This window comes from Pseudomonas phytophila (genome assembly GCF_025643095.1).
In the GTDB taxonomy this organism is placed as follows: Bacteria; Pseudomonadota; Gammaproteobacteria; order Pseudomonadales; family Pseudomonadaceae; genus Aquipseudomonas; species Aquipseudomonas quasicaspiana.
The window spans coordinates 1,700,499-1,712,795 of the sequence record NZ_CP081201.1 but is presented as its reverse complement, the minus strand read 5'-3'; the positions used below and the strand labels follow the sequence as shown (position 1 = coordinate 1,712,795).

Annotated in this window: 14 protein-coding genes; 2 read left to right on the top strand and 12 right to left on the bottom strand. The window is 47.8% G+C overall.

Annotated elements, in window-relative coordinates; all coding sequences use genetic code 11:
- Positions 1–152: 152 nt before the first annotated feature.
- On the bottom strand, positions 153–821 hold the full coding sequence (locus K3169_RS07610; RefSeq protein WP_099267637.1) for a DUF3313 domain-containing protein: 669 nt from the start codon (positions 819–821) through the stop codon (positions 153–155).
- Between the two features lie 401 nt (positions 822–1,222).
- On the opposite strand from K3169_RS07610, the gene K3169_RS07605 reads away from it, so the two are divergent.
- Positions 1,223–1,840: a TetR/AcrR family transcriptional regulator gene (locus K3169_RS07605; RefSeq protein ID WP_122707849.1), complete on the top strand. Its 618-nt coding sequence runs from the start codon at positions 1,223–1,225 to the stop codon at positions 1,838–1,840.
- A 35-nt stretch (positions 1,841–1,875) separates the two neighbouring features.
- Here K3169_RS07605 and K3169_RS07600 read toward each other — a convergent pair whose 3' ends face one another.
- The 11 genes from K3169_RS07600 to K3169_RS07550 form a co-directional block, all read right to left on the bottom strand.
- The gene (locus tag K3169_RS07600) at positions 1,876–2,715 is read right to left on the bottom strand and encodes a TauD/TfdA dioxygenase family protein (RefSeq protein ID WP_231676208.1); all 840 of its coding nucleotides are present in this window, start codon (positions 2,713–2,715) and stop codon (positions 1,876–1,878) included.
- A 276-nt stretch (positions 2,716–2,991) separates the two neighbouring features.
- Complete coding sequence (locus tag K3169_RS07595; RefSeq protein WP_231676210.1) at positions 2,992–3,609, bottom strand: hypothetical protein; 618 nt, start codon at positions 3,607–3,609, stop codon at positions 2,992–2,994.
- 219 nt (positions 3,610–3,828) lie between these two features.
- Positions 3,829–4,140, bottom strand: coding sequence for a hypothetical protein (locus K3169_RS07590; protein WP_231676213.1), 312 nt, complete (start codon positions 4,138–4,140; stop codon positions 3,829–3,831).
- Positions 4,141–4,143: 3 nt separating this feature from the next.
- Positions 4,144–4,668, bottom strand: a complete 525-nt coding sequence (locus tag K3169_RS07585; protein ID WP_231676217.1) for an SMI1/KNR4 family protein — start codon at positions 4,666–4,668, stop codon at positions 4,144–4,146.
- A 33-nt stretch (positions 4,669–4,701) separates the two neighbouring features.
- The gene (locus tag K3169_RS07580; RefSeq protein ID WP_231676219.1) at positions 4,702–5,145 is read right to left on the bottom strand and encodes an Imm26 family immunity protein; all 444 of its coding nucleotides are present in this window, start codon (positions 5,143–5,145) and stop codon (positions 4,702–4,704) included.
- A gap of 44 nt (positions 5,146–5,189) precedes the next feature.
- Positions 5,190–5,984, bottom strand: a complete 795-nt coding sequence (locus K3169_RS07575; protein WP_263270848.1) for a hypothetical protein — start codon at positions 5,982–5,984, stop codon at positions 5,190–5,192.
- A 59-nt stretch (positions 5,985–6,043) separates the two neighbouring features.
- On the bottom strand, positions 6,044–6,637 hold the full coding sequence (locus K3169_RS07570) for an imm11 family protein (protein WP_263270847.1): 594 nt from the start codon (positions 6,635–6,637) through the stop codon (positions 6,044–6,046).
- Between the two features lie 27 nt (positions 6,638–6,664).
- Positions 6,665–7,099, bottom strand: coding sequence for a hypothetical protein (locus K3169_RS07565; RefSeq protein WP_231676224.1), 435 nt, complete (start codon positions 7,097–7,099; stop codon positions 6,665–6,667).
- Positions 7,100–7,261: 162 nt separating this feature from the next.
- Positions 7,262–7,825 (bottom strand): imm11 family protein, encoded by a 564-nt coding sequence (locus tag K3169_RS07560; RefSeq protein ID WP_231676226.1) that lies wholly within the window; start codon positions 7,823–7,825, stop codon positions 7,262–7,264.
- 106 nt (positions 7,826–7,931) lie between these two features.
- The gene (locus K3169_RS07555) at positions 7,932–8,795 is read right to left on the bottom strand and encodes a hypothetical protein (protein WP_231676227.1); all 864 of its coding nucleotides are present in this window, start codon (positions 8,793–8,795) and stop codon (positions 7,932–7,934) included.
- Positions 8,796–9,016: 221 nt separating this feature from the next.
- On the bottom strand, positions 9,017–11,137 hold the full coding sequence (locus K3169_RS07550; protein ID WP_231676228.1) for an alpha/beta hydrolase domain-containing protein: 2,121 nt from the start codon (positions 11,135–11,137) through the stop codon (positions 9,017–9,019).
- Between the two features lie 369 nt (positions 11,138–11,506).
- Between K3169_RS07550 and K3169_RS07545 the strand changes: the two genes are divergently transcribed.
- Positions 11,507–11,875: a hypothetical protein gene (locus K3169_RS07545; RefSeq protein ID WP_231676229.1), complete on the top strand. Its 369-nt coding sequence runs from the start codon at positions 11,507–11,509 to the stop codon at positions 11,873–11,875.
- Positions 11,876–12,297 lie beyond the last annotated feature (422 nt).

Sequence of the window (12,297 nt, the reverse complement as noted above, 5' to 3'; positions counted from 1 at the left end):
ACTGCATTATCTGTAGGAGCGCGCTTGCCCGCGATAGCGTTAGAGCAGCCGACATATTTATCGACTGACACACTGAATCGCGGGCAAGCGCGCTCCTACAGATAAAAAGCACTTCAATTAGATAGTCGAAATTGTTTGGTGAGCGCGCGACTTTATTTTTCAGCCAACGTATCAACCAGACTGTCCGCACCTCTTTCAATACCCGATTTCGCGGCAGATAAGCGGCCATACGTCGAACTGATGTCATACACCTTCGGATATTGCCGAGAGACATAGGACTCAAGGAGACGCATTGTTGATGCGTTGTAGATCTCGACCACGTAACTGACTGAGCCAGTAAACGTCCCCTTGCGATCACGTGCAGCCTGAACGAGATTATAAGAACCCATGCCGATGTCGAACCTCGAGAACGTTGCCAGCACCGGCGTCGTTGTCTCCACCCCGGTCAAGGTCAGCCGAATCCTCAGCGTATCGGGTCCAGGCGTGGACACGAATCGAAAGCGCTTGCCCAAGGCCTCGGAGAACTCGACGGTCATGTAGTTGGCCAGATCACGCTTATCCTCCGACGTAATCCCGGAAAACTGCTCATCTGCGCCGGAATAGAGTGTCACTGGCTCCAGCATGACATTCTTGTACCGACTCCAGTCCACGCGAGTTTTATACGCATACGGAACGCGATCAGACTCATCCGCCTTATTGGGTCGCATCTCTCGAGCAGACTCTATGCCTGCGTACGGAAAAGGCTCTTGAGACGCGCACCCGGCCAATGCCAGTGCCAACAGTAAAAACACACCCGCTTTGGGTTCTTTATCTGCGCACATATCTGTTTCTCCGAAGGTTAAACACGGTAAAGCGTTCAGGGGCCAGTGCTCGATTTACATATCGCAGGCGCAAAGTGTCAGCAGATATATGCTTCTGCAAATAACCAATAAGGCCTGTGCCGTTCAATACTTCTTTTGAAAGTAGTTGTGATCAGGCTGCGCTAATAACACCAGGAGGCCGCGCCAAACTTCGGCCTGATCAAAAGCAACCTTGATCAAGTCAGTTTGTATTGACCCGCTCACTCCGCCTATAAAGACCTACGCCAATACCCCGCTTGGTACTGAAATCAACACCCTATCCGTCACGTCGCCCAAAACCGTACTAGCCTGTATACTTTTAGCCGCTTACCCGGTCACCGTCAACACTAAAATGTACACCAGTGTACTCTTATGGAGAAATAATGAAGGTTCGCACCGAGAGTCGACGTACCGCCATTGTAGAAACGGCTGCCAGCGTATTCCTTGAACTCGGGTACGAAGGCGCCTCCATGAAGGAGGTTTCGACGCGACTCGGAGGTTCCAAGGCCACTCTTTATGGCTACTTCGCATCCAAGGAGGCACTCTTCGTCGCCGTCGTTCAGATGTACGCCACCTCGCACTTGTACAACGCCGTGGCGGACCTGACAGCAAAATCGGATACCGGCATTACGCTCGAACAGAAGCTTCTGGAATTCGGGCGTCAGATGTTAATGATCGTCACGAACGACTCGACCGCCATCAAGGTTTACCGGATGGTGCTCGCAGAATCGGGTCGCTCGGACATCGGCAAGCTGTTTTACGAATCAGGCCCAAGCCAGGGAATCGACGCGCTCGCTTCGCTCATGTCTGCTGCTATCGAAAGCGGTGAAATAAGACCGGGCAATCCAAGGGTCAGGGCGAAACAGTTTCTTTCGCTGATTACATCCGAGCCCGAAGAGCGGCTTTTCCAACAGAACCCGGCGCCCATGACCCACGCTGAAATAGAAGAAATGGTGACAACAGCCGTAGACATGTTTCTCAAAGGTGCCGCACCTCGCTAATGCACCGCGAGCTTGAAGAGCCCGCATCGACCGCGTTACTCGAACGGCTCTTCACCCTCCAGTTTTGTGCGATGCATCATGCGTGAGCAGCCCGGATCGTAAGCCTCCGCGCGATGCATGGTGCCGGTGTTGTCCCAGATCACCAGATCCCCCACCTGCCATTCATGGCTATAACTGAAAGGCTCCGCAGTCGCCCACTCCCGAAGGCCAACCAGAACTTGCGCGCTTTGCGCAACACTCAAGCCGGTGACCTGCAGCGCCGTGCAGCCGAGAATCAACGACTTGCGCCCAGAGCGATGCTTCCATACCAGCGGTATTTCTTTCTCACCGATGGCCTGCATCGCCTGCAGCTTCTTCAGACTGGGTTCCGGCTCGTAATACAGCAACGACGCCCAGGGCGCGTGAATGACCCGCATCTCCTCGTAGCGTTGCTTGTCAGCTTCGGACAAGGCTTCGTAAGCAGCGTAGGTATTACAGAAACCCGTGTTGCCACCCCACGTCGCCGTCACCTTACAAGACAGCAACGAAGCCAGAATCGGCGACTCGTTGCGCGTGCCGTCGATGTGCCAATACAGTGACCCTTTAAGAAACTCGGCACCGGCCGGGTTTTCCTTCGCATCCAGAGTGATCTTGGTGACGCCTTGACCATCGCTGATTTCCGGCGAGAAAACCCCAAGCGTTTGTGTGAACGCTATCTGCTCGGCATCAGTGAAGCTGACCTGCGGAAAAACCAGCACGCCACGCTCGGCCAATAGATCGCGTATTTCACTGGCCAGTCCGCCAGACAGCAAATCATCCTTGCCATTGAGAACACGACTGCCGATTAACGGTTTGATCGGCGCGTGAGCCAGAGAAGCGCTTCTATTGGGTGTCATGACGGCTTCCTCTCTATAAGTGAACACGACTGTACGCTTATAGAAATGGGAACTCAATAGGCTTGTCTTGGGAGACTGGGCTGATCGTCGGTCTCGGATAAAAATTTCGCAGTCTCAAAAATGCAGAAAGCCCGCGAGGATGCGGGCTTTCTGATGCGGCGTTGAACAGCTCAGCCGTGAATTCGTCATGTGTTCGACTTTCAATCTGATGCAAGACTGTTGGCTTGGCGGTGCCAGGTGCGTCGTGCCGTCCTGGGAGCGCCTGGACCTCGAACATTACGAAACGTCAAAATCTAAAAGCTTAAGATCAAAAGCTTTATTTTTGATAATTTTCTTGTTGGATTTCAGTTTCTCTTTCATGCCATCTTTTAATATCGTTGGATCACAGGCAACCGCGCAATGAATAAATGCAGCAGGATAGGAATAGTCTCTCGGCGCGTATAAAACATCATCAATAGTACGCTCCTTCGGCAATACGCAGCCGACGATCAAAGGGATATAATATTCCTCCAGCCTGTTACGAATATGCTTACACACGTCACTCGCCTGCTCAGGGCGAGGAACAGCTATATCGCCGTCAATTTTGGGACTAAATTTTTTATCTTGTTTTGCTGAGGAAATAAAGGAGAAACACGCCTCACTGCCCAGGTTACTTTTGTAAGGCACCTCTATTTTGGACATACCGTCAAAAATGGGCCCTCCAAAGACACGCCCAAGCAGAATAAATGAGTGTGAGCTCATCAGATACTGAAAATAAAACTCCGCAACAAGCTTCTTTTCAAAGCGAAATTTCAGACCTCTTTTAACTGCCGTAACTACCAGATCCTCGCACTTGATCAGTTTGAGTTCCTTTTGCAACTCGGCTTCAAAAAAAATACGATTTTCCTTGCCCATGAATCACTCCTGCATCAAGCACATGTTTTAAACATCTTTGCCAACGAACGTCTTGACCTAAACCTCCACGACAGATCGTTCCATTCCCAGATCATAATACGAAATCCTGGCTTGGTGCAGCATCAATGCTTCTGCGATTTCAGACCTCGCTTAACGGATTCAACATGGGCGTCTACGTGGAGTCCAAGCGCGGCGCTTCGCTTCACTCAAGATAATATCTCAAGCCCCTTCGAATAAATCGTATGCTTTTTCCTGAAGAGCTATTCCGATATCTTCATATCGCTTGATCTCATCGTCGCTATAGAACCCTTCGGCAACACTGAAGCCAGCATATATATCTACAAAAGCAAGCGCCAGGTTCTTGGGAACCGTGTCCTGTTCTCTGTAATGTCTGATTAAAAAATCAATCGCCAGGAACAGTTCATTGACTTCTTCTTCAGTTACACGGTGTCTGGTACGGATCTTCACCGGAATGGCGTGTTCTCCGAGCAGGCTTGCGCAAACCAATTCAACGGCGATCTTCGCGTCCATCTATCAAACCCCCTCCAAAAATTCTGGTGACGCCCCTACGCACTGCAAAATCAACCTGTAAAATTCACTAAAACCAGAAGCAATGAAAAACAGGTTTCCGCAATCCTCTACCTCAGCGATATCAAAATGGTTGTTCGTGTTGGAATCATGCAGATGAGTGCGATCCCAGTAGTAAATACCGGCACGAACGCCCTCGCCCTCATCGACCATCACGTAAGGATTCCCTCCGCCATCCTCACCAATAACCACTGCGTTGTTTAGAAAATCGACCTCGCCGACGAACTCGTTATTGAACTGTATGAGATCATTACATTCATCGAGCGGCAGCCAGCCAAAAAACCTGTCAAAACTTACCGCACCTTCATCAACAGCGGTCAAAGGTATCTGCGCGTAGTCAGGCGCTGACAGATAACAGCCGTTCATTCTCATCAAAAAATCCTTGTAATCAGCCGACAACGATCTGTGAAGTTCTGACTCTATAAAATCCAGGTCAGTTTTTTGCAAACCTTTCTTATAAACTATAGGCATATCTATATTATCCCTATGTCGATTTTAGGCTTCTCACTTAGGCTTATCAAAAAACTGCTCTAGATAACTGTTAACCAATTCATACCCAGCCACCGCCAACACATTGAATTCTTTGTACCTAGGAAACTCCAACATCTCCAGAAACTCATCGTCAAGGTATAAAGCACCCGCATCTCTAAAATATTTCAGCTTTGTTTTCTCGGCGTTAAGCGGGATATTTCCGACGATTTTCCACTTTCCTTTTTTAAGGTTTTCAGCAGAGGTGAATATGATATTTTCCGGGCCTCTGAAATTCTTGAAGTAGAGAAACTCGTTGTCCAGTAGATCAACCTTGCTGTCATCATCAGTCACGCTCAAAACCCCAAAAGAGAACACTCTTTTGAAACGGTCCCGGAACGCGCATATTATTTGACAAACAGCAAATCCTCCAGAGCTGACGGGAATCAGAAAGACATCCCCTGAGTTATATTTCACCACTACAGCTCTCCATTTATAGTTACCAAATCAGTAAAATCCAGAACCTAAGGTAACTTCGGCCTTTTCTTTATCTTCTCCGGCATCCAGGCCAGTAAAGCCCCGGACTGCCCACAAGAGTTATTCACCTCAAGCAGAGCGCTCGCCGGCACTGTCCAGCGTATTTTTTCGGAAATATTCATCAACGTACCCCGCTCCGGATTCATAGCGATCCATTCAGGTAGAGGAGTATTATCGACGCATATAGACATATGGTTTTTATTTAAATAATTTACCGGATAAACCATTCTAAGCTTTGTTTTTTCATACGTGCGTTCACCTTCATACAACCCAGGCGTATCGTGAGAAAAAGCGACTGGACTCTCAAAAGGAAATAGCGTCTTCATGTTTGTGCCGCGAGCGTACCACACGGCGTCCGAGACTTTCTCTACGTTATAAATAATCGCGTACGTGAAATTCACCTCCAGTGCTATCTCATCGACAAAGCAGGTGAATTTATCTTGAGCAGCTTCAAAGCACTCTTCCGACTGCGCGTCTATGCAGAAAAAATTACCAAAACTTTCGGTTGTATAACCGAAGGAGCTGAACCAAGGGTCACTATTACCTGCTTCACTGTATATTCTGAAATCGTTTGCTTCCCCGACAGTCAGCGCTGTTCTGAGCTCATCAGGTTCCACCTCTACGAAGTCTAGACTCTCTCCATCTGCTGTTGGGGCGATTCTTTTATGAAATGCCGCTGCCGTGACAGGATAGTTCAGCTTCTCAAAAAACCGCTGGGCCATTTCAAACACTGCAACCGGGCTGACATCATCCACCCCGTAAATAGCCAATCCTATACTCATATATCTGCCTACAGGTTGATGTGATGGTCCAAAACATGCTCTTTAGCATACTTCATGATTTAGAAATCATCCCATGGCGCATACTGATAGTGCTCGTCTATCAGTGTAAAGCTCAAGCCTGAAATGCTTTTTCTGATGCATTCATTACGAAAATCAGTCGAGCATACTATCTCGGCTATTTCATTAAAGTAGAAAAGGTGTGATTCCACATCATCTGACACTTCCAATTTGTCTATACGCTCGTAGACAGGGCTGATTGATTTGCTACCATCGATCTTGGGGTTTTCATCAAGGGTGAACACCGATTTTTTCGTGTTCATTGCATTTACTCTTTCAGAAGGAACAAAGAAAAAGTACGCTTCACCACAAGCTGTTCCTTGAAGATCAATATCAACAGGGCGACTGATATAAGAACATGCAAGCTGGTCGCAAATTCTCAGAAAGCTTTTAGATGCCAAAAAATGATCCGGCAACCAATCGGCAGTTAGTGTTGGAGTATCAGCCATTACGCGATAGCGCGTACTCAAGGTGCTTTCTAAGGGATTCTCACTCGGGAAGTGAAATGCTGGGAGGTCAGGAACCCATTTACTATCAAAAAAATAGGGTGCACCCTCACCGTCGGGTTCATAGCTGACTATGTATGAATCTCTCATGTCAACATCCTCATAGCAATGGCCCCATCACGCCAGCTCAAAATAGAATTCCAGGAAATCGTTAAAATTTTCCCATTGAGGCTTGAGCCGCCCCTCTCTGAAGTCCAAAAGCTCATTTCCCAAAGAAACACGAAGCACCTCTCCAGTGCTTCTATTATAAAAATAGCCACTTTCACCTTCGAAGCTATCCAGTGGTATATACGCCTGTGGAAGCCCTAAGGTTTCATGCGTGTCCTTCAACGCAAGATCAAAATCGGTATTTTTGGAAAACCAGCACACCTGATATATTTCCTTTCCATGCTGCATGAACGTCGGACCGTCCTCAACATGCAGATAGAACCGAGCGAAGTCTGATGACGGATCAACACCCAGCTTTTCCAGCTCTACCTTATAATCTGCGCTGGCATCGTCATACCACCAACCTTGAATCTTGAAAAAGCTTATCAACTTGTCAGATATCATTGTCTTTACCTACCGCTGCCCGAAAGCTTGAGACTCCCAAATCCTTTATTAGTTTCTATTTGACACACTTTTCATGGAAAACTCATCACCGTCGTCGAATACAAACCCATTAACAGGGTGAATCGATTTCGTATAGAAGAATACCTACCATGGGCGTCAGGCCTAAGACAAACGATCTATAAACTGTAATCCACGAACCTTGTTAAGCTCGCACAGCTCCCTCACTCGTTCAGAGACCAACACAACCGTAAAATCCTCTTCAGCTCTGAAAACATCCACGACCAATTCAACATCATCTCTCAGCACAATCTCATTATAAATCTTAGGGCCATCTGGCAGATAGCTTACAATTGGTCGGCTTTTAGATTTTTCCTTGTCAAATACGCTATGCTTTGAAGTGACATTGAAAATCTTATAACCTTCATACCTCTTACCCGCTATAAATACGTCTGCGTCAAGAAACTGAATACCCGAGACTTGGGCTTTTAATAACAACTGATGAAATCTAGGGCTGATGAAGTTAGGTCCACTGCTGAAGAAAAAATCATATTTAAGGAGTGCATCAACACTGACTTTTGAAGTTAGCGTAAACTCGATCTTCAACTCTTCCGTTATCTCCATCCCAGTTTTCAAAGAGATCGAATCCTGACCTGCCAACATCTCGTGTTTAAACCAATATCGCTCAGGATAATACTCAAATATTTTTAAAATAGAAAATTTAGCCACACGCCCACTCCACTAAATAAAACAGAAATTAATACAACCGCGTCAAAAAACTGATCAGACTTGAGACTAAAATCAAAGACCTCGGCCATGTCTTACTTTCATTTTTTTAACTAAAGTGCTTAAGATAATCACCAAACCAAAACTCTACCGCCTCCTCATTAACCCCATATATGCCTTTCCAAAAATCCACAGGATAACTCCAATCTGTTGAATGAGACTTCCTCGGTGCAAGCCCCAGATATGTCCATTTGTGAATCAAACCTTTATGATCTGGGCTTTCCAAAACTCCAATATGACCTAACAAATCCAGCAACCCTCTGCAGAGTTCCTTATTCAACATGGACCCAGGTATATTTCTGATTTTTTTCTCCAGTGTCACTGGCTTTTCTTCAGGGTCCGACTGCCTGATAACCGTTAACATTTTTTGTAAGAACTCAATGGATTCAACTTTTTCTGAAGGAGCTTTGTTATGCTCTCGTAACGAAAAATACAACTGCTCAGGGTTTCCGTTAATAGTCGCCCCTAAACTGTGTCGACCCAGATTCCAAAGAGTAAAGTTTCTTGTTTTTTTCTTGATTAAACCGCAGATTTTACACTGAAAATGTTCAGTCGACTGGAAGGTATGCATTGGAAAGTTAAACGCAACAGCGTAGGCCGAAATCGCAGCTCTTTTTTCTGGCTGGCCTTTCTCAAGCCCCACGAGAAAAGACTCGACGACGCTTTCTTTCGTTGCTTTTTGCTTTTCCTGGAAAAGTCTTTCTATCAATTCGTCATGTTCGATTTCTTCTGCTGGAAAAATCATATTATTTTCAAGCAGGACATCCATTGAATCAGGATACCTAAAGGCTCCTGAAGAAGAGCTGCGATAGTAGTCCTTTACAGCTTTTTCCAGCTTTTTATTCATAATATCCTCCGGCAGGTTGCAGAGCCGATAGTGGTGCGCCTTTAAATAGTTGGCAATGATCTTCACTCACCCCTTTTCTCCAATGCAGGCTTTGTCCGTAAAGTATTATTGCAAGCGCCGCGCAGCACAAGCCAATGAGCCCCTCGCCGTCAAACGTGTTGCGTGCTTGTCGCATTTGCCGATCCAAAAAGCCAGAAGCCCGCAACTACACGGGCTTCAGGGCTTTTTTTTCCTAGACCTGGCGTCGAGGTCAGTCAGGCGGCAAGGTCAGGGATGATCAACTCTTCTCAAGGCCCCGTACGCATACCTTTCTCCTGTGCTTCCTTTACAAGCCGCTCACGGTCTTCAGGAAGCAGCATCCGCCCTTCAACCAGCGAGTCTGCTGCTTTACTCACCGCAGACACATAAGCCTCCTTGGTGGGGTAGCGTTCCTCCAGGGAAAGGCGAGGATCTCCGGCCGCGATTCGCTCTTCCTTCGTCGCGGCAAATGGGAGGAAGCTGCCTTGGAAGTTGCAAAAGCCACCATCAAAAAACTCGGGCCGGAAGGTGTTCCACCCCGTGTAAGTCCCGATGGGAGCCCCCAGATACACATCCCGAACGCCACCCACATCAATTCCGTCTGAATCTACTTGCGGCACCAGGATGCCGTAACTACCAACACCCGGTTGCGGCGGCTCGCTGGTGAGAATGCCAGAGCTGTCTTCTGGACGATAATCCGGACCAAAATAAAGCACCTGCAGGCTATTGACAGCACCGGTGTAGCGGAGCGCCGGGCGCGGAACGCCACCATAATTGGTCGCGGGGATGAGCGGGAAACTGACTCTGTCCGCCGGCACGAGGGTGCCGCTTGCCACAGAAGGTTTTATCGAAGCGGGTGGCGTTGTCTCATCATGAACCCAACCAACGAGGTTGATGAACGCTGCGCGCATTGTCCAGATGTGTGGATTGGGATTTGATTGAACCTGGCAAAGTCCAAAGGGTGGGTTAGCCGGGAGTGGCAAAGACGGCGGTGCATGCTGCGTACTTGCCATAATAAAAGTGCGGACGTTTTCCGGTTCATGGGCATCGCGCAAGCCGAGTGGATCGGTAAGACCGAGCGACTGGCGTCCCTCCCAAAGCTCAAGGGCCGTTGCCATGTGGAATATGCGAGGGCAAGTATTGTTATCGCTGCAGCGATCCAGCAAACCTTGCGAGCGCCCGGTAATTGGATCGGTCTCCCGCCCATAGGTAAACGGAAAGTCGTAAGCAGGATAGTCGTGATCCACCTGCTGGCCCCAAGCCCGACCTGGCTGAGCAAACCGGATGTTGAGAGGCATCAGGCCCCCACCAATATGCGGCATCGCACCATCATAGACCTGATGACCTTCCTCGCTGCGGTTGAAACCCAGCGCGATCATGCTGCGGATGAATCGCCCGGCTTGTGACGAGCCCGTGATAATCGACTTGACGTTATGTCCGTGCACTACAGGGTTGGGCACACCTGCATCGTCATGCTCAGCCTGCTGGAAAAACGCACCGACATCCCGCGCTATAGCAAAACCAATACCCATTACCGCAGGTTCCTTGGCCCGGTAAATCAACTCGTAAAGCTTGCCAGGCTGAAAACCGGCGGATAGGCAAATCCGGGTTTCATTCGGCGTTTTGCAATCACCAAAACTCCAGTCACTCGCTGGAATCTCCTGCCTGGGCGCATTTGCCCGCGAACGCACCGTCAACGTCGGGCGAAAGCCATTCGCGAGCGCTTTGGTATTGTCGGTTTCAACAGTTTTGTAGCTTGTATGAGGAGGCGTGGATGTAAACCAACCTGCGGACAGGTTAAGGCTGACGGTCGGTGAGAGCGTGGTCAACTCACTGCGCACCACACCTGTTACGGGCGACCCATCCGTATTTATGGCCGTCGGTAATTGCACCATCATGCGGTTGTCACCTGGGGCAACGTCCCCCTGCCAGGCAAACGAGATCACCGTCGTACCCAGCCGTTGTAGAAAACCGTCCCCAGCGACTTCGATGTTGTTGACCGCTGCTGGGTTACCCCGCATATCAGCATTGAACAATAACATCGCCCGCTTGGAGCCTCGATTTGGCACATCAAACAGAAGAGTGTCATTCGATTTAGCCACGTCAGCGGGACGCAGAATTGCAACATCAGTCGTATATTCAACCATTCCACGGCTGTTGCGTGGTGCAAGTTCGATGTCCTGAATAATCTTGTTTCCCGAAGCTCCCGGGTCTAACTCACCATAAGCGCGCGCCAAGACGCGCTCGTAAGCCCCGGCTTTCCCAAAGCTTTCGCCTCCGAAAGCGGGTTCGGTCCGCAGGATCTCCAGTTTTGTAATACGGGCTTGGGCTGGTGCTGCAACGATCATCATGGCGGTTGCGAAGGCTGCTGCATGAGATAGGCGATTCATCTGTACCCCCAAATTTTTATTTTTTTATATCAACGTGGCAGTCATGGATCCATGCCCTTCCCTGCTAAGTCGACATGGTATCGACCGTCGAAAGTAGCGATTAGCACAGTCAATGTAGACACCATGAAATATAACATTCCAATCATGACTGATGCTTGCTCGCCTACCATCAGATACGCCTTTCAACTGGCAAGCCTCATGACTACCTCTCAACGTTCGACCAACCTAAACACAGGTCGGGTTGGTAATTCGTGCTGAAATTCAGCTAGTATTCTGACCTAAATTTTATGCAGTGATTAATTTTTTTGAGTACAACATTATGTCATACTTCATAGTAACTGCTTTTTCCATAAACATGAGACTAGAGTTATGGCATACGGATTAATAACTGACTTCATTTATGATTTGGGAGAAGGTGTCGGGGAGTTCCTGACAGATGATGAGAAGGCGCAGTTTACGCCTTTGGGCCTAGACCAAATAGTTAAGAGCTACATCGATGAACGCAACCTGCTTAATGTATTTTTCCTAAAAGCACAAATAAAGAAATATATTAAAAATCACACAACCCCGGAAGGTCTGGAATATGTAGATCCTCCGTTCGGGCAGGAAACATCTTTCATTGAAGATTATTTCGAGGGGAATCTGTATGTGTTCCTAACGAATGTTTTAAACTTGCTTAATAAAGAATACAAAGTTCGCTCACAAAACTTTTTGTCAAAATTTACAAGGCGGGATTGAAAGAGTATTGCACAGTGGCATTCAGTTCTTAACCACATTTGCAGAATTAATACTCTCGACACCATGCTGGCATCACTAGTGCCGAACATGGTATCGCGGCACTTCACTGCTGATTCCTACCATGCGCACCATGAAAAACGCCATTGATGAAACAGTAAAATCACTATCCAATCTTATTTTTAACAAAAATCAGATAGTTACTAAAAAACTTACTCCCACTCTATTATCAAGAGGCCCGCTCAGATCATTAATTTATTACTACCTGTGCGTATGCAACGCCAATCTCATCATCTGTGAGTACTTTCATTCTGGCCTTCCGTGCTTGATGATATCCAGCTACCGACAGAGCGCTGCTACGAACACAATACGGCTCTTTCAATAGCGACAGTAAGCCATTATCGCGAGCAAAAAAAACCGGCAAA

Bases quoted from the DNA above. Each gene is read 5' to 3' on its own strand.
- K3169_RS07610 (WP_099267637.1), bottom strand. From the start codon at position 821: ATGTGCGCAGATAAAGAACCCAAAGCGGGTGTGTTTTTACTGTTGGCA.
- K3169_RS07605 (WP_122707849.1), top strand. From the start codon at position 1,223: ATGAAGGTTCGCACCGAGAGTCGACGTACCGCCATTGTAGAAACGGCT.
- K3169_RS07600 (WP_231676208.1), bottom strand. From the start codon at position 2,715: ATGACACCCAATAGAAGCGCTTCTCTGGCTCACGCGCCGATCAAACCG.
- K3169_RS07595 (WP_231676210.1), bottom strand. From the start codon at position 3,609: ATGGGCAAGGAAAATCGTATTTTTTTTGAAGCCGAGTTGCAAAAGGAA.
- K3169_RS07590 (WP_231676213.1), bottom strand. From the start codon at position 4,140: ATGGACGCGAAGATCGCCGTTGAATTGGTTTGCGCAAGCCTGCTCGGA.
- K3169_RS07585 (WP_231676217.1), bottom strand. From the start codon at position 4,668: ATGCCTATAGTTTATAAGAAAGGTTTGCAAAAAACTGACCTGGATTTT.
- K3169_RS07575 (WP_263270848.1), bottom strand. From the start codon at position 5,984: ATGAGTATAGGATTGGCTATTTACGGGGTGGATGATGTCAGCCCGGTT.
- K3169_RS07570 (WP_263270847.1), bottom strand. From the start codon at position 6,637: ATGAGAGATTCATACATAGTCAGCTATGAACCCGACGGTGAGGGTGCA.
- K3169_RS07565 (WP_231676224.1), bottom strand. From the start codon at position 7,099: ATGATATCTGACAAGTTGATAAGCTTTTTCAAGATTCAAGGTTGGTGG.
- K3169_RS07550 (WP_231676228.1), bottom strand. From the start codon at position 11,137: ATGAATCGCCTATCTCATGCAGCAGCCTTCGCAACCGCCATGATGATC.
- K3169_RS07545 (WP_231676229.1), top strand. From the start codon at position 11,507: ATGGCATACGGATTAATAACTGACTTCATTTATGATTTGGGAGAAGGT.